This is a genomic window from Pseudoalteromonas sp. T1lg21, assembly GCF_002964625.1.
GTDB lineage: Bacteria > Pseudomonadota > Gammaproteobacteria > Enterobacterales > Alteromonadaceae > Pseudoalteromonas > Pseudoalteromonas gelatinilytica.
Map to the genome: position 1 here is coordinate 88,417 of NZ_PQBX01000006.1, position 16,872 is coordinate 105,288.

13 protein-coding genes are annotated in these 16,872 nt (G+C 42.9%); 6 read left to right on the plus strand and 7 right to left on the minus strand.

Annotated elements, in window-relative coordinates; all coding sequences use genetic code 11:
* Positions 1-101: 101 nt before the first annotated feature.
* Together C2M25_RS05035 and C2M25_RS05040 are read left to right on the plus strand one after the other, a co-directional pair.
* Complete coding sequence (locus C2M25_RS05035; RefSeq protein ID WP_105180589.1) at positions 102-719, plus strand: HAD family hydrolase; 618 nt, start codon at positions 102-104, stop codon at positions 717-719.
* A gap of 132 nt (positions 720-851) precedes the next feature.
* Positions 852-1,577, plus strand: a complete 726-nt coding sequence (locus C2M25_RS05040; protein WP_105180590.1) for a YebC/PmpR family DNA-binding transcriptional regulator — start codon at positions 852-854, stop codon at positions 1,575-1,577.
* Positions 1,578-1,767: 190 nt separating this feature from the next.
* On the opposite strand, the gene C2M25_RS05045 is transcribed toward C2M25_RS05040, so the two are convergent.
* The gene (locus tag C2M25_RS05045; RefSeq protein WP_442792943.1) at positions 1,768-3,942 is read right to left on the minus strand and encodes a malate synthase G; all 2,175 of its coding nucleotides are present in this window, start codon (positions 3,940-3,942) and stop codon (positions 1,768-1,770) included.
* 230 nt (positions 3,943-4,172) lie between these two features.
* Here C2M25_RS05045 and C2M25_RS05050 point away from each other — a divergent pair, with 230 nt between their 5' ends.
* Positions 4,173-5,774 carry an isocitrate lyase gene (locus C2M25_RS05050; RefSeq protein WP_105180592.1) on the plus strand — a complete coding sequence of 534 codons (1,602 nt, stop codon included), beginning with the start codon at positions 4,173-4,175 and terminating at the stop codon, positions 5,772-5,774.
* 1,004 nt (positions 5,775-6,778) lie between these two features.
* Here the strand turns inward: C2M25_RS05050 and C2M25_RS05055 are convergent.
* Positions 6,779-8,800, minus strand: coding sequence for a S9 family peptidase (locus C2M25_RS05055; protein ID WP_105180593.1), 2,022 nt, complete (start codon positions 8,798-8,800; stop codon positions 6,779-6,781).
* A 162-nt stretch (positions 8,801-8,962) separates the two neighbouring features.
* Here C2M25_RS05055 and C2M25_RS05060 point away from each other — a divergent pair, with 162 nt between their 5' ends.
* From C2M25_RS05060 to C2M25_RS05075, 3 genes are all read left to right on the plus strand, one after another.
* Positions 8,963-9,340, plus strand: a complete 378-nt coding sequence (locus C2M25_RS05060) for a VOC family protein (RefSeq protein ID WP_054563159.1) — start codon at positions 8,963-8,965, stop codon at positions 9,338-9,340.
* Positions 9,341-9,890: 550 nt separating this feature from the next.
* Positions 9,891-10,151, plus strand: a complete 261-nt coding sequence (locus tag C2M25_RS05070; protein WP_054553385.1) for a hypothetical protein — start codon at positions 9,891-9,893, stop codon at positions 10,149-10,151.
* Positions 10,152-10,430: 279 nt separating this feature from the next.
* On the plus strand, positions 10,431-11,414 hold the full coding sequence (locus tag C2M25_RS05075; protein ID WP_063703870.1) for a WD40 repeat domain-containing protein: 984 nt from the start codon (positions 10,431-10,433) through the stop codon (positions 11,412-11,414).
* Positions 11,415-11,468: 54 nt separating this feature from the next.
* Here C2M25_RS05075 and C2M25_RS05080 read toward each other — a convergent pair whose 3' ends face one another.
* The 5 genes from C2M25_RS05080 to C2M25_RS05100 are packed head-to-tail and all read right to left on the minus strand — an operon-like array spanning position 11,469 to position 16,569.
* On the minus strand, positions 11,469-12,326 hold the full coding sequence (locus C2M25_RS05080) for an aminotransferase class IV (RefSeq protein ID WP_105180595.1): 858 nt from the start codon (positions 12,324-12,326) through the stop codon (positions 11,469-11,471).
* Positions 12,327-12,328: 2 nt separating this feature from the next.
* A complete protein-coding gene (locus C2M25_RS05085; RefSeq protein WP_063703875.1) occupies positions 12,329-13,192 on the minus strand; it encodes a glutamate cyclase domain-containing protein in 864 nt (287 codons plus the stop codon).
* Positions 13,177-13,908: a 5-oxoprolinase subunit PxpA gene (locus C2M25_RS05090; protein WP_105173808.1), complete on the minus strand. Its 732-nt coding sequence runs from the start codon at positions 13,906-13,908 to the stop codon at positions 13,177-13,179. The genes C2M25_RS05085 and C2M25_RS05090 overlap by 16 nt, the downstream gene beginning before the upstream one ends.
* Before the next feature lie 6 nt (positions 13,909-13,914).
* On the minus strand, positions 13,915-14,712 hold the full coding sequence (locus tag C2M25_RS05095; protein ID WP_105180596.1) for a putative hydro-lyase: 798 nt from the start codon (positions 14,710-14,712) through the stop codon (positions 13,915-13,917).
* A 48-nt stretch (positions 14,713-14,760) separates the two neighbouring features.
* Positions 14,761-16,569 carry a glycoside hydrolase family 3 protein gene (locus C2M25_RS05100; RefSeq protein ID WP_105180597.1) on the minus strand — a complete coding sequence of 603 codons (1,809 nt, stop codon included), beginning with the start codon at positions 16,567-16,569 and terminating at the stop codon, positions 14,761-14,763.
* Positions 16,570-16,872 lie beyond the last annotated feature (303 nt).

Below are 16,872 nucleotides of genomic sequence, written 5' to 3' on the forward strand. Positions count from 1 at the left end.
AGTCACTTTTTTAATCCTTTGATCCTTTAATTAACCCATTTCGTAAACTATCTTATTAATGGGCATCAACATTTTCCCAATTCTCATATACAGGGATTTATATGACTATCCATGACAACAATATTCGTGGCGTAATCTTTGACTTAGATGGTACTTTGGTTTCATCGGAGTTAGACTTTTCACTCATCAAAGCGCAGGTCGGCTGTCCTCTTGAGAGCGATTTACTGGCGCATATTGCTTCGTTACCTTCGCCTTACATGCGCGAAGAAGCGATGAATATCGTTCATCAGCATGAGCTTATTGATGCACAGCACGCTCATTTATTGCCAGGCGTTGCAGAGGCGATTACCAGACTGAAAGAAAATAACATTCCGATGGCGATTGTTACTCGCAACTACGACCGTGCAGCGGCGATTAAATTAAAAAATAACCCCTTACCAATAGAAACTGTACTGACTCGCTCTGATGCGCCAGCTAAGCCTGATCCAAGTGCCCTGAATGCAATTGCAACATTATGGGAGCTTGACCAATCAGAGTTACTTTATGTCGGCGATTACCTATTTGATATTCAGGCTGCGCATAATGCCAATATGCGAGCTTGCTTATATGCACCAGATCAAATTCCTGAATATGCGAATCAAGCTGATTATGTGTTGCACCATTTTTCAGAACTGCCTACTTTAGTTGGCTCTTTTCAAGAAAATAAGGCGTTATGTTAAATAGCTTTGTTTTTTATTTTTCCTGAGATTTATTGTTAGTTTTTTATTTTTCAAAATGTCCTAGTACTAGCCCAAGCGGTCATGAGTTGCTAAAATATCGGCAATTATCAAATGTATTCATAGAGGCATAAGATGGGCAGAGCATTTGAAGTCCGCAAAAACGCCATGGCTAAAACAGCCAATGCAAAAACTAAAGTAAATTCTAAGTACGGTAAAGAAATCTACGTTGTTGCTAAAAATGGCGAACCAGATCCAGAAGTAAACCAAGCGCTAAAGCGTATTATTGAGCGTGCGAAAAGAGATCAAGTTCCAGCACACGTAATCGACAATGCGATTAAAAAAGCGGCCGGTGGAGCAGGGGAAGATTATTCTCCAGCACGTTACGAAGGCTACGGCCCAGGTAACTGTATGGTTATTGTTGACTGTTTAACTGATAACCCTAACCGTACTATCAAAGATGTACGTTTACCGTTCACTAAAACAGATTCAAAAATTGGTACACCGGGTTGTGTAGCGCATATGTTCGACCACTTAGCTGTTTTAGGCTTTGCCGGTGATGACGACGAAGTTGTACTTGAAGCGCTAATGATGGCTGATGTAGACGTAACAGATGTAGAAGTAGAAGACGGCAAAGTGTCTGTATTCGCTCCACATACTGAGTACTACAAAGCAAAAACAGCCCTTGAAGAAGCATTTGAAGGTATTAACTTTGAAGTAGACGAAATTACGTTTGTTCCACAAGTTCATACTGACATCACTGATCCTGATGATATCGCAAACTTTGAAAAGTTTATTTCTATGCTTGATGACTGTGATGACGTGCAAAACGTTTATCACAATGCGATTGTCAAAAACTAATTTTTAAAAAATTAGTACGTAAAAAGGGGCATTTGGTAACAAATGCCCCTTTTTTAATAGATTTTCATTATGCCGTGAATGATGAGTATTCACTGTCGTTATGAGTTCAATTGATATTAGTCAAAAAAAAGCAGCCCTTAGGCTGCTATGAACGACACATGAAACTCGAAGGGGAGTTCAAACCGAGTGGCTAATTAAGCGATTTATACTTTATACGGAACGCATGCAACAATGGTTCAGTATAGCCACTAGGTTGTTTAACTCCCTCTAATACAAGGGCTAATGCAGCTTGATAAGCAACACTTTGTGCTAAGGTCTCGGCTGAATCAGCCATATTTTTGTAAGCCGGATCACCTTCATTTTGTCCATCAACAACTTTCGCCATGCGTGCCATGGTTTTTTGAATTTGCTCTTCAGAGCAAACGCCATGATACAGCCAATTGGCCATGTGTTGGCTTGAAATACGCAGTGTGGCGCGGTCTTCCATTAAGCCAACATGGTTGATGTCTGGTACTTTTGAGCAACCAATACCTTGGTCAATCCAACGTACAACATAGCCCAAAATACCCTGTGCGTTGTTATCAAGTTCGGCTTGAATATCTTCTTTGCTTAAGCTGCTGGCATCTTTCATAAGCGGTGGAGTGAGTAAGCTGGTAAGGCTTGCTTCTTTGCGGTCCATAAGCGCTTTTTGACAGGCAAATACATCAATATCGTGATAATGCATTGCATGCAGCGTTGCAGCGGTAGGAGAGGGCACCCACGCGGTATTTGCCCCACTTTTCGGATGACCACTTTTTTGTTCCATCATTAACGCCATTTTATCTGGCATTGGCCACATACCTTTACCAATTTGTGCTTTACCACTGAGGCCTGTAGCTAAGCCAATATCAACGTTGCGGTCTTCGTATGCGCTGATCCAAGGCTCAAGTTTAATAGCGCCTTTTGGCAATACCACACCTGCTTGCATTGAAGTATGAATTTCGTCACCAGTACGGTCTAAGAAACCGGTATTGATGAATACAACACGGTTTTTAGCCTCGAAAATACAGGCTTTTAAGTTAGCTGAAGTGCGGCGTTCTTCATCCATAATACCCATTTTAATGGTGTTTGCAGGCAAGCCTAGCAGCTGCTCAATGCGGGTAAATAGGGTATTAGTGAATGCCACTTCTTCAGGGCCATGCATTTTGGGCTTAACAATATTAATGCTATTGGCCGTTGAATTTTTAAGGCTGCCTGTGCCTTTTAAGTCATGAAGTGCTGCGGTGCTAGTGATAATGGCGTCCATAATGCCTTCAAACACGTCATTGCCTTCACTATCTTGGATTGCAGGGTTAGTCATTAAGTGGCCAACATTACGCACAAACATCATGCTGCGGCCTTTTAGTGTGATTGTTTCGCCATTTACACCTTGATATTGGCGATCTTCTGCTAAACGACGCTCAATGGTTTTACCTTCTTTGTTAAATGCTTCTACAAGGTTTCCTTGCATTAAACCAAGCCAGTTTTGATAGACGTTTACTTTGTCTTCGGCATCAACGGCAGCAACGGAATCTTCGCAGTCCATAATCGTTGTCAGAGCTGCTTCTAGTAGTACATCTTTAAGACCTGCTTTATCTGCTTGGCCTATTGGGTGGTGATGGTCTATTTGCAGCTCAATATGTAAACCATTATTTTTCAATAAGATAGCGCTTGGATTTTGCGCTTCACCTTGGTAACCAATCAGTTGTTCAGGGTCTGCTAGGCGAACCTGACTACTATCACGTAATGTGATTAAAAGCTCATTATTAACCACTGCATAGCTAGTGCTTTCAATGTGTGAGCCGTTTGCTAAAGGCAGGGCTTTATCAAGGAACTGGCGAGCATAAGCCATAACTTTAAAGCCACGCACAGGGTTGTACGTCGAGCCTTTCTCAGCGCCGTCATCATCGCTTAATACGTCTGTGCCGTATAGCGCATCATACAGTGAGCCCCAGCGAGCATTTGCTGCATTTAAGGCAAAGCGAGCATTGCTTACTGGCACCACGAGCTGCGGCCCTGCAGTGCTTGCGATTTCAGGCTCTACTTGCTCTGTTTCTATACTGAAGCTAGCGGGTTCAGGAACGAGGTAGCCAATCTCTTCAAGGAATGCTTGATAGTTAGTTGCATCCCATACCGGCTGCTGCTTGTGATAGTCATCAATCTTAGCTTGTAGTTGTTCGCGTTTTTCTAAAAGTGCACGATTGATTGGCGTTAGTTCATTGACGATATCAGCAAAACCTTGCCAAAAGGTGTCTGTGCTAATGCCTGTTCCAGGTAAAAGTTGCTGTTCAACAAACTGTGCAAGTTGTTGATCAACGCTTAAACCGTTAAGTGAGAGAGTGGTCATAATAATGTCCTTTAAACGAGCTTAATTTGATCATTCATGGTTCAACCATATCGTAAAAAAGGCTAATAAGCAGGCTATTTACCATTCACTAAAAATATAGTGGCAATAACAACTATAAATTTACTAAATCCAAAAAATCCGCCTAATGTTGAATTAAGCGCTACGAAGCAAACGCCAAGTAGCCACTCTCACTAACAAAAAATAGATAACCCGTTCGAAGGATTTTTATTATGACAACATATCAACGCGAAACAGATAACCTAGCTACTTTATGTCAAACACAAGGCAAAACGTGGCAGTCAATCAACCCAGAATACGCAAGCCGTATGCGCTTACAAAACCGTTTTCGTACGGGTCTAGACATTGCTCAATACACTGCAGACATTATGCGTGCAGACATGGCAGCTTACGATGCTGACCACAGCCAATACACACAATCATTAGGTTGTTGGCATGGTTTCACTGCACAGCAAATGATGATGGCAATTAAACGTCATAACAAAACAACCAAACGCAGCTATGTATACCTAAGTGGCTGGATGGTTGCGGCACTTCGCTCTGAGTTTGGTCCATTACCTGACCAAAGTATGCATGAAAAAACATCTGTTCCAGCGCTAATCGAAGAAATCTACACTTTCTTAAAGCAAGCTGATGCACGTGAACTTGACCACCTTTACAAAGACCTAGACGAAGCGAAAGCAAACGGCGGTGATGTTCAAGCAGTACTAAATAAAATCGATAACTTCGAAAGCCATGTTGTGCCAATTATTGCTGATATCGATGCGGGTTTCGGTAACGAAGAAGCAACTTACCTACTGGCTAAAAAGATGATTGAAGCAGGTGCATGTGCTATCCAAATCGAGAACCAAGTATCTGACGCAAAACAATGTGGTCACCAAGCTGGTAAAGTAACTGTACCGCATGAAGATTTCCTAGCAAAAATTAACGCTGTTCGTTACGCATTCTTAGAGCTTGGCATTGATAACGGTATTATCGTTGCTCGTACTGACTCATTAGGTGCAAGCCTTACTCAAAAAGTGCCTGTATCTAAAACACCTGGCGACCTTGCTAGCCAATACACGTCGTTCCTTGAAACAACACCAGTAAACAGTGTGGATGACTTAAACGAAGGCGACACAGCAATGAAGCTGAATGGTCAGCTGTGCAAACCAACACGTTTAGATAATGGTTTATACCAGTTCCGTGAAGGCACAGAGAAAGACCGCGTAGTTCTAGACTGTGTAACTAGCTTACAATCAGGTGCAGACTTACTGTGGATTGAAACAGAAAAACCAAACGTAAAACAAATCGCTGAGCTTGTTAACCGCGTTAAAGAGCAAGTACCCAATGCTAAGCTGGTATACAACAACTCACCGTCTTTCAACTGGACACTTAAATTCCGTCAGCAAGTATTTGCTGAGTGGCAAGAGCAAGGTAAAGACCTATCAGCTTACCCAAGCATCGATGACAATAAGGCATTAATGGCGCCAGAAATGGATGACACAGAGCTTGCAGCGGCAGCAGACGTACTTGTACAAAACTTCCAAAGAGATGGTGCACGTGAAGCGGGTATCTTCCACCACCTAATCACGCTACCAACTTACCATACAGCGGCCCTAAGCACTGATATTCTATCAGAAGGCTATTTCGGCGACCTAGGTATGCTAGCGTATGTTCGCGACGTACAACGTCAAGAAATTCGCCGTGAGCAAGCATCAGTGAAACACCAAGACCTAGCAGGTTCAAACATTGGTGATACTCATAAAGAGTACTTCTCTGGTGAAAATGCGCTTAAAGCCGGTGGTGAAGCAAATACCATGAACCAGTTCTAACCAAGTTGTAAAATGTAATATTCCTTTATAGCTATTCAATAATGTTGTTAGGGGCCTTCGGGCCCTTTTTCATTTGTAGCCATCAGCTTTCAGCCGTCAGCCATCAGACTCGTTTCACACCTATTTGTAGCAGCGGGTTTACCCCGCGTCATCAGGCGCTAGGCTCTAGATTCTAGGACGTGATGTATAATCTGCTACCTCGTATCTCGTATCTCACTTCTCGTATTTCGCATCTCGCACCTTGTATCTCGCACCTCGCACCTCGCATCTCGCACCTCGCATCTCGCGTCTCGCGTCTCGTATCTCGGATCACTCTTTAACCAAGTCTTGGATCAGCCATTAACTAGCTTTATAAAAATACAGATCACACATTTACCAGCCTAAGAATTTTAGATCAGGATTTAACTACCTCTGCCTTATAAGCCTTAATTTGGGGCTTATTGCCCGATTACAGCCTCTAGAATGGTTAAAATTGGCTCATATAAACGGCAATTTAATGCTGTTTTGTAGAATCTAGCGATTTATAAACCGATTTTTTATTAACTCACTCAAGCCATAAACCGATTTTTTACCAACTCAACACCCTTACAAACCAAAATTTTACTAACTGAAGCTAGGTTTTTAGCGGCACAAACCGATTTTTTACTAACTCAAGTTACTGATTTTGGCTATAAACCGATTTTTTACTAACTGCTTTTGGATTAATGTCCGATATTTGAAAAGTGTATGTAAGGAGTTACTCACATTTTGACTGTAAAGGGGGTTTACAGGGGAGGAGTTAGCGAGAGTAAAGTTAGCGAGGGGAAAGTTAGAAAGGGGAAAGTTAGAAAGGGGAAAGTTGGAAAGGGGAAAGTTAGAAAGTAGCAGCGGGTTTACCCCGCGTTATGGTTCGGATATGGCGCGATATAAAATCGCGCCTACAATGCTTTGCTAACTTGCTAACTTGCTAACTTGCTAACTTGCTAACTTGCTAACTTGCTAACTTGCTAACTTGCAACTCGCAACTACTTACTATGCTTATCAAACCACCATTGAATATAGGCGACTTTGGTCATCAGGTTTGATGGGCGAGCGGTAATACCATGTGAGGCATTAGGAATACGCACCATCGCTGTATCAACACCTTGTAGCTTTAACGCTTGGTAAAATTGCTCGGTTTCAGAAATTGGGGTGCGATAGTCTGATTCGCCGGTTAACAGCATAGTGGGTGTTTTTACATTGCCCACATAGCTAATTGGAGAGCGCTTCATATAATGCTCAATATTGTCCCATGGCTTACCTGGGAACCAATAGTCAGCAAAGAAAGGATAGAAATCAGCAGTTAGTACAAAGCTGATCCAATTGATGACAGGTTTAGCAACAACAGCGGCTGCAAAGCGGTCTGTATGACCCACAATCCATGCAGTTAAAACACCGCCACCTGAACCGCCGGTAACAAACAACTTACTCTCATCAATAAAGCCCTTATTGATGACAGCATCAACACCTGTCATTAAGTCATCAAAGTCATTACTTGGGTAGTTATGATGAATTGTTTGCGCAAATTCTTTGCCGTACGAGTCACTGCCGCGTGGGTTCATATACAGCACAACATTCCCTTTAGCTGCGTATAATTGAACTTCAGGGCTAAAGTGAGGGCCGTAGTTTGCAACAGGACCGCCGTGGATTTCTAAAACAAGTGGGTACTTTTTGTTTTTATCAAAGCCCGGCGGGTAAGCAATCCAACCTTGAATCGCCAAGCCGTCGTGGCTTGATTTAACCCAAATTTCTTCAACCTTAGCCAGTTCTTTGTCGCCCAGCGCATCTTCGTTTAATTGTGTTAAACGCGCCGTTTTACCACGTTTAATTAATGCTACATCAGCTGGACGCTGGGTATCTGCAAGTGTGAATGCAACTTCACCATCTTCGCTCACATCAAAGTCACCACCTGAATATGGGCGACCAAAGGCGACGCTCCCAATCTCTGAGGTAATTACCTTATGTTTACCACTACGCGGCTGGTAAGCTAGGTGTGTTTTACCTTCGCTATCGTAGCTAAAATAAAGGCCGCTACCACTATCATCCCATTTTATATCTTCGACACTACGGTCTAAATCAGCAGTGAGCACTGAGGTTTTTCCTGATTTCAAATCAAGTAAATAAATGTCGTTATTTTCATAGTTAGTCTTTTTGTCGTCGTAGCCTGTGTATGCCAGATAACGACCATTTGGCGAGACTTTAGGGCGTGAATCTGGGCCTTTACGGTCTGTTATTTGGGTAATTGAACGATCCGCTAAGCTAAGTTTATAGATTTCAGATTCAGTTGGGTGTAATTCATTGTCTTCATGACGATTAGCCGAGAAATAAAACGCATCGCCTTGTTCGTTAAAGCTAATAGCACCACCATGATCAAAATCACCAGCGCTTAATTGACGTGCATTGCCGCCCGTTGCACTGATGATAAAAAAGTGATGATAGCCTTTTTCAGAGTAGCCACCGCCATCGGCACGATAATAGGTATCGTCAATATATTTAGCTGGCTCTGCCCACTTAGCGCCTTCTGGCTTACCCGGTAAAGACACTGGGCTTGCTGATTTTGCTGGCACAAACTGGCTAAACACCAATTGTTTGCCATCTGGTGTCCAAGTTAATCCGCCAGGGCTTTGCGTAAGGTTACTAATTTTTGCTACGTTACCGGTTTTTAACCATTTTACATAGATTTGGCTGCTACCATCTCGGGTAGAAATAAACGCTAAACGAGTTTCATCGGGTGACAACACCGGAGAGTAATCCATATGCACGCCAGACGTTAGCGGTAGCATGGTTTTACCATCTGGGTTTACTGACCAAATATTACTGACTTTACGGTCGCTTTTGATATCCATGCGATTACGCACAAAGTAAATTGTATCGCCATTTTTTGTCATTTCTATTTGGTTGGCGTATTCAAGATCAAAAACATTTTCAAGTTGAAAGGTATTGCTAGCTCCTGCATGGCTGTAAAAGCTGGCTGCTGCAAGCAGTGCTAAAGACGTTTTAAACTTCATTATATTTCCTTGTTAGTGAGCAGAAATTAGGGCGTGTTGACCTGTTATAAAGTAACAACCATCAGAAATATAGTCCATTGCGATGAATGGAGAAATCAATAGACAGATGGTCATTTCCCTTTTATGTTGAGTACAGACACTTTTAAACGTAAGGAGCACACAATGATAGGTTACATCATGTTAGGCACTAACAACCTAGCTAAAGCAGTAAAGTATTACGATGAATTGTTCGCTACTCTAAACGCCGAGCGCTTTTTAGAAACTGACCGCTTTGTCGCATGGAGCACAGGCCAAGATAAGCCCGGTTTTGCGGTTACCAAACCTTATAACGATGAAAAAGCCACTGTAGGTAACGGCACCATGATTGCTCTGGCAGTCGAAACCCCAGCTCAAGTAGACGCCTTTTATAAAAAAGCCATAGAATTAGGTGGCACAGACGAAGGCGCCCCCGGTCCACGTGAAATGCCCGGCTTTTATGCGGGATACTTTAGAGACTTAGACGGTAACAAACTTAATGTGTTTTGTTTTACGCATGGGTAAAGAAAGTTAGCAAGGGGAAAGTTAGAAAGAGTAAAGTTAACAGGCGCTAGGCTCTCGGAAACAGGGTCTAGCTTATGTAGCTTTATGCCGCGTAACTCTTAACTTTACTTTGCGCTACGCTTACATGGCATGCCAGTAACATCGCATAACTACCGGCTCTTCGCGCGAAATAAATTTCACGCCTACAAAAATTGTGGGGTTATCGTAAGCAGTGATGAGGCAGCTGTTGTTCGGCGCTAAAGCACCTCCTTCCTCGCACTTCGTTCCTTGCTCCTCGCATTTCGCACCTCGAATCTCGTACTTCGTATCTCGTCCCTCGCATTTCGCACCTCGAATCTCGTACTTCGCATCTCGGCCCTCGCACCTAAAAAACACTCATCACTCCAAAGTTGTATTTATTTTAGGAAATAGTTGTCTTTTTCACTATTTATTGGTGGAAATATCAACTATGCTTTTGCGTGAATACTTTATTGTATTGATTTATATGAGGTTATATTGTTGGTTCGATAATTGCTCCAGTCTTTTACCAACACTTTTAAAGGAAATAAAAATGAAAAATACGCTAACGCTTACCCTTCTTGCTGTACTGCTTTTGGTTCTGTATTCACAGTTCACAGAATTAGCCTATAAATTTGGTTTTGCTGAGCTCAAACTAAATGCGGTTTTGGAAAACAGTGAACATATGAAAGTAAAGTGTGATGCATACTCACTAGGCTTTTTTGATGAAATAAAACTTCAAAATAAATTTCAAAAATGCATCAATGATTATGAAGCTGAAGGCTACGAAATCGTGAGCAGAACAGACCAATAATCGTTTTGAGTAGGCGCCATGCTCGCATGGCGCGCCGCTGCATAGCGCAACTGCCAGCGCTTCACGCGAAATAAATTTCACGTCTAGTTTTTTAACTCGTACGCACCTTTTGCAAATTCGGCGCTAAAGCACCTCCTACTTCTCTCCTCGCATCTCGCACCTCGCATCTCAACCTGATGGCCGACGGCTGAAAGCTGACAGCTAGATTCTCTACCAACTTCCGCTTATTTTCATTACACTGCTCCAATACAAAAATAATTATAAAAATTGAGAATGATCATGACGTCGAAACTGTTTAAACCTCTGTGCTGTGTATTTGCACTAAGCCTTGTGGGCTGTGGTGGAGGTGAGGTGTTTACTGCCCCTGCTAGTAGTGAATTTGCCCATGGCAATGAGCTACTAAGTGCTACGGCGCTAACCGAAGATGCGAGTCACGCGTTAGTGGCAACCCAATCTGAGGTGTGCGTTTGGGATAATCAGTTAAAAGCGCGTCTATACGATTGTATAACAGGGCAGGGCGCTGAACATGTTGAGCTTGCAGGCTTTAGCGCTAACAAATCTCGTTTTTTCATTTCAAATCGATTATCGGTGACTTTATACGATACTCGCACTGGGCGTAGTATTGGTACTTGGCTTACCGGGCAAGAAATCGCTAGAGACATCGCTATTTCAGCCGTAGGCGATACGTTGGTTATTGCTTATCGTAGCGGCAAGGCTGAGGTAATAAATACCCGCACAGGCGATACTAAGCGTTTTGATATTCATCGTTTAGATATTAATAGCGTGGCGTTATCGGCTGATGGTCAGTGGGCGTTTACTGGTTCAAGCGACAAGTACGTAAAGCTTTGGTCAACGAGCGATGGCAGCACTCGTTTTGAAGAGCGTTTAGCGACCAGAGTGAATCACGTTACTTTAAATAAAACAGCAAGCTTGGGCTTTGCAATTGATTCGGTTGATGATCGTGTATTCTTTGATTTAGCCAATCAAAAAGAGCTATCAGAAGTGGCCTCATACTCTAACTTTATTGAATTCACTGCATCGCAATTTATTAATCAAGATAAATGGCTATTAACGGGCTCACCAAAAATGAAGATGCGTTTATATCGCGTTGCAGATGGTGAACTAATCGCAGAATACGAAGCTAAACAACAGCGGCAGCGAACGTCGGTTCTGAGTGTGGCGTACGATGGTAAGCAGCTATATTCAGAAACCAGTGATGGCCTATTACAGGCTTGGCCATTTGATAAAATAAGCACTAAATAACAGCGAAAACAAACGCCTACTTTAAGTAGGCGTTTGTTTTAAACTGCAATTAAATTAGTAATCAAACTTATGCTTGGTAAACAAGCTTTGTACTTGTTGCCATACTGCACCAGGTTTGCCATCGCCAACTAACTTGCCATTTACTTTTACAACTGGCCCAACTTCTTTAGTGGCGCTGGTGATCCATACTTCGTCGGCATCAAGTAATTCTTCTTTACTAATAATGCGTTCTTGCACGTTAAAGTCACTGTAACTGTGAAGAATATTGAGGATTAACCAGCGGGTGATCCCCGGTAAAATTTGGTTATCAAGTGGAGGCGTGCTGATCACACCCTCTTTTACAATAAACACATTACTTGAACTGGCTTCGGTAATTTCTCCTAAGCGGTTAAATAAAATGGTTTCTTTGTTACCCGCTGCTGCACCGTGCTGGTAATGGATAACGTTGCCAAGCAGTGCCGTTGATTTAATATGGCAACGTTGCCAGCGACGGTCTTGTTCAAGCGATACGGTGTAAGTTGTTGCGCTATCTATGTCGCTTTTTGGCTCTGCTGGAATTTCAAACGCAAACGCAAATACGGTCGGGGTAATATTAGTTGGGTAACCGTGGGCACGTTTAGTATCAGCGCCGCGGCTCACGTGTAAATATATCCCTAGGTTATCACCTTGGTTTTTTTCGCATAAATCATTACAGATTTTACGCCACGTATCGGCACTGTAATCGAGCTTAATTTCAAGCTCGTTTAAACCGTTATTCATACGTTCAATATGTGCGTCAAAGCCAAGCATTTTGCCTTGGTATGATGGGATCACTTCGTAGATGCCATCGCCAAATAAGAAGCCGCGATCCATTGGTGAAATCTTTGCTTCATCAGCGCCAAGGTATTCACCGTTTAGGTATACCGTGCCCATTGTTAAACCTCATTCTCTGTCGTAAAGCCGCCAAGTTGGCGAAGCCGAGTTATTAATTGTTGACCATGTATTGCATGCAGGCCGTCTTCGGTGAGCTCATTTTTATGGGTGACGCCATCGACACTACCGCGCTCACTTAGGTAATGCAAAATGTTGAGTGGCTCAATATCAGCCAGCAAATCGCTGTTATGCCAGCGACTTAAAAAGGCAATAAGTCCGTATGCTGCCCAGTTAGATACATCGGCGAGTAACAGCTCATCGCAAGGAGTTAAACAAGGAGTGATGTTTAGCGCTTGCATATGCTGTGCAAGGTTACCCATGCCTATTTCGTTACCGCCATCACCAATCGCTATGGTGGGGCAAGGTGCTTCTGTTACAAAAAAATCAAAGCAGCCGCAATGCTCCGAAATATCAATACCGCGCATATTATAATAACGCTGATGCTCGTTAAGCCCCGGGCGTTCTATTGATAAAACACAATCAGGTTTTAGCTGCTCAAGGGCTTTAATGCTAAAAGAGTGCGCATTATCAATGCTATTAATTGGCAGCTCAAAACAGTTAAAGTCATTTTTCAAGGCACTGTAAAGGGGGTTGCCAGTAACCAAAATGGGCTGTTTATCAAGTCTTTCGAGTACCTTGTAAAGTGCAATTGCACCAACTGGGCCGTCGGTTTCGAAAGTATTGTTAACCGCAAAGCCCGTACCTATCAACACAGTACCTTGTGCTTGATGAAGGTGTTTTGCTGCGCGTAAATATGTACCCGTAAGTTGTTTTGCGTATAAATGCTGCATTCCACGCGGGTTTTGTTCAACCATCATGGTTTCAATTTGTTGGCTGAGCGCAGCGTCGCTTAGGCTTGCTGACATAGTGCTTTGATCTCTTGAATGAGCGCAATACCCGCTTCATTATCGCCATGTACACACAGGCTATCGGCATTAAGTGCCAGCTGCTCACCACTTCGTGTAGTGACTGTGCCATGTGCAACTAACTGTTTAACTTGCGCCATTAGTGCCGCTTTGTCGTGTACGCTGCCCGCTAAAGAACGTGCAACAAGCTTACCTTCGTCTGTGTATTGACGGTCGGCAAATGCTTCTAAAATGAGTTCTAGTTGAAGATCGTTTGCTTGTACTTTGTGTTTGGCTGCTTGGTTGGTAGCTAAAATCATTAATTTTAATGGCTTTGCATAACTTGCAACTGCACGCATAACGATATTCAGCGTTTGCTCGTCACTCATCATATCGTTATACAATGCACCATGTGGCTTAACGTATTCAAGCGTTAAACCATGTACTGCAGCCATACCATCAATTGCAGCAATTTGATAATGCAGGCAATTGGTCAGCTCTTTTTCGCTCATAGCCATTGAGCGGCGACCAAAGCCTTGCTTATCAGGGTAACTTGGGTGCGCGCCAACCATTACTTTATGCTGCTTGGCGAGGGCTAGGGTGTTTGCCATCACATCGGCATCGCCAGCATGAAAGCCACAAGCAATATTTGCCATATCAATATGTGGCATAACTTGCTCGTCTAAGCCCATTTTCCACATGCCAAAGCTTTCGCCAAGGTCACAGTTGAGTTTCATCGTCATTTATAACGCTGCCATTTTACTATTTGGAATATCGGTGATCAGCATATGCCCTGGGCTATGCGTGATACAAAAATCAGGTGCCGCGTTGGCAATCGCAACTTGTGGAGTAACACCACAGGCCCAAAATACTGGTACTTCGCCTTCTTTAATGGTTACCGCATCACCAAACTCAGGTTTGTTGATATCTTTAATGCCAATTGCTGCAGGGTCGCCAAAATGCACTGGCGCACCATGTACACTTGGAAAACGGCTGCAAATTTGGATCGCGCGAATGGCATCGGCAGGTTTCATTGGGCGCATGCTTACAACCATATTGGCGTGAAAAATCCCTGCACTTTGGCAAGCCATATTGGTCACATACATAGGCACATTTTTTTGCTCGCTGATGTTTCGGATCTCAAGACCAGCGGCAATCAGCGCTTCTTCAAATGAGAACGAGCAACCAATTAAAAAGGTGACTAAATCGTCGCGCCAGTGATTAGAAATATCGGTCACTTCTTCAACCATTTGGCCATGTTTAAAGACGCGGTAACGGGGTAAGTCGCTACGAATATCAATGTCTTCACCAACAGTTGGCATATCGGTAACGCCCGGTATACGGCTAGTTGCAATGATTGGGCAAGCTTTCGGGTTTGCTTGGCTAAACTGCAAAAAATCAAACGCGTATTGTTTAGGTAAAATCACTAAATTAGCTTGCACAAAGCCCGGTGCAAAGCCCGATGTATTGCCAGTGTAGTCACCCTCGCGTACCATTTTACGAATAGCCGCTGGAGTGGTTAAAGATGCATTTTTTTGCATGTGACTCTCCTTGAAATTAACACTTGCCCATTGTTGCTACAATAACACTCAGTTCAGGTCATTAATAGTAACGGGCAGCTGCCCTTTAGCAGGGGCTTTCCCTAGTAAAACGTTTGCCAGCGCTGTAAAAGCAGGGCCAGCAATCTTTTCATCTGTATCTACATCTATATTGTAAGCATAGGTGGCAAGTACAGCATCGCCAAATTTTCCAAATTGGGCAATATCGTAAGGGGCTCGTAAGCTGACAAATACGGTCTTTTTATGGGCTAATTTTGCTTGTTTTAACAATGACTCTAATGCCGCTGATTGATCTGCTTTAGCAATTGCAAACTCAGGGTTATCAGCTAAATCATCCATCCCGCCGACTTCAACAGCACTTTGTTTTGGTGACGCATTTGCGGCAATAATTATATCTGCTTCGTTAATTTCTTTTAATGTTGCAAGCGGCTCATAACCTTGCAAACTCGTACAGCTAAAGCTGATTAGCTTATCGGTGTTATCAATTAACGCCTGCTGCAGAGCATAGCATTTGCGGGTGTCTGGCATAATAATATGCACTTTGCTGCCCGATTTAATGCTAAGCGGTAGGGTGTTTTTCTCGTTTTTCACTTCGGTGATAGCAGCTAATGCTAATTCAGCTTCTACTTTTCTATGGCTTTGATCACCCAGTAGAAGCTGCGCTTTTTTGATGGCTGCTTCGTCATCAAGTGAAGAGGTAAGTTTAAACTTTTCTTTAAGTTTTAAAATACGTGTTGCAGAAGCACTCATTTCGTTGGCATTTAACGTGCCACGTTGTACTTCTTGCTCTAATCGCTCAATCAGGGCTTCAAGTACTGCTAAGTCTTTAGGGCTTCTGATTTCGATTGGCATCAGGGCAATATCAACACCCGCTGCAAAGGTATTTACTACCGCTTCGATTGGTTCAAAAAAGTGGCTGATCCCCGCCATATCGAGGGCATCTGTGATCACCACACCTTGATAACCAAGTTCATCACGTAATAAGTCGGTGATGATTTTGCGCGACATCGTTGCAGGTTTGATCATGGTTTTGCCTTCTTTACTGACAAACGTGCTGTCGTCTAGGGCAGGGTATTGAATATGTGCAGTCATGATCATACCCGGTTGTTGGTTTTTAATAATTTCTTTAAAAGGGGGGAGATCTTGCTGCCAAATGGTTTCTTTATCATGCATTACTTTTGGCAGGCCAGTGTGGCTATCTACGTTCGTATCACCATGCCCCGGAAAGTGCTTCAATGATGAAATAACGCCGTTGTTTTCAAACCCTGCCACTTGGGCACCACCTAGTTTTGCAACCAATTGCGGATCTTCACCGTAAGAGCGCACGTTAATAACTGGGTTATCTGGGTTCATGTTTACATCGACCGTGGGTGCATAGTTAACATTAACACCCAGTGCCAATAGCTCGTCGGCAATGATGCGTGCAGATTCAGTTGCGAAGTGGGTACCATGTTCTTTATAGGTCGCGCCAATCGACATGTTACCGGTAAACGACGTACCTACATCACGAGGAATACGGGCAACTCGGCCACCTTCTTGGTCTATCGAAATAAACAGCGGTAAGCCTAACTCTGACTTAGCAGCGGCTTTTTGTAGGTCATTATTAAGTTTGATCACTTGCGGCACGGTATCGATATTTTCTGCAAATAAAATCACCCCACCAATATTATGTTTAGTGATGATATTCGCCAAATCGGCCGGCAGCTCTGTCACCGGTTTACGGCATTTTTGCTCACCTGGGTCTTGCTCGCAGTAATAACGTAGGTCAAGCATGAGCTTTTGCCCTAACTGTTGTTTTAAAGTTAATGCAGACTCAGCAAATGATGATTGTAATGGCATGAAACATCCTAATCCGATAACCAGTGACGATAGTGCAAACTTATTTAACACAGCAAGCTCCAAAGCAAAACGCTTATTTAGTTTTTAGAATAAATTATTCTTGATATTAATGGGTTTTTAAATATAAATACAGTATTTTTTTGCTACCCTAGCGGTTTTTGAGTCCGACTGCAAAAAGCTAAGTTAGATCACCAAATAGGGCTAATAGGCTTAGATAACCAAACCTTTATACTTATGAAAAGCGTGGCAAGTTGATAATTTATCAATTTAATGGGTCGCTTTTTAGTACAATTTAAAGTAATA

What these genes read in the sequence shown, in the direction of transcription:
- C2M25_RS05035 (WP_105180589.1), top strand. Translation starts at nt 102, where the DNA reads ATGACTATCCATGACAACAATATTCGTGGCGTAATCTTTGACTTAGAT.
- C2M25_RS05040 (WP_105180590.1), top strand. Translation starts at nt 852, where the DNA reads ATGGGCAGAGCATTTGAAGTCCGCAAAAACGCCATGGCTAAAACAGCC.
- C2M25_RS05045 (WP_442792943.1), bottom strand. Translation starts at nt 3,942, where the DNA reads ATGACCACTCTCTCACTTAACGGTTTAAGCGTTGATCAACAACTTGCA.
- C2M25_RS05050 (WP_105180592.1), top strand. Translation starts at nt 4,173, where the DNA reads ATGACAACATATCAACGCGAAACAGATAACCTAGCTACTTTATGTCAA.
- C2M25_RS05055 (WP_105180593.1), bottom strand. Translation starts at nt 8,800, where the DNA reads ATGAAGTTTAAAACGTCTTTAGCACTGCTTGCAGCAGCCAGCTTTTAC.
- C2M25_RS05060 (WP_054563159.1), top strand. Translation starts at nt 8,963, where the DNA reads ATGATAGGTTACATCATGTTAGGCACTAACAACCTAGCTAAAGCAGTA.
- C2M25_RS05070 (WP_054553385.1), top strand. Translation starts at nt 9,891, where the DNA reads ATGAAAAATACGCTAACGCTTACCCTTCTTGCTGTACTGCTTTTGGTT.
- C2M25_RS05075 (WP_063703870.1), top strand. Translation starts at nt 10,431, where the DNA reads ATGACGTCGAAACTGTTTAAACCTCTGTGCTGTGTATTTGCACTAAGC.
- C2M25_RS05080 (WP_105180595.1), bottom strand. Translation starts at nt 12,326, where the DNA reads ATGGGCACGGTATACCTAAACGGTGAATACCTTGGCGCTGATGAAGCA.
- C2M25_RS05085 (WP_063703875.1), bottom strand. Translation starts at nt 13,192, where the DNA reads ATGTCAGCAAGCCTAAGCGACGCTGCGCTCAGCCAACAAATTGAAACC.
- C2M25_RS05090 (WP_105173808.1), bottom strand. Translation starts at nt 13,908, where the DNA reads ATGAAACTCAACTGTGACCTTGGCGAAAGCTTTGGCATGTGGAAAATG.
- C2M25_RS05095 (WP_105180596.1), bottom strand. Translation starts at nt 14,712, where the DNA reads ATGCAAAAAAATGCATCTTTAACCACTCCAGCGGCTATTCGTAAAATG.
- C2M25_RS05100 (WP_105180597.1), bottom strand. Translation starts at nt 16,569, where the DNA reads ATGCCATTACAATCATCATTTGCTGAGTCTGCATTAACTTTAAAACAA.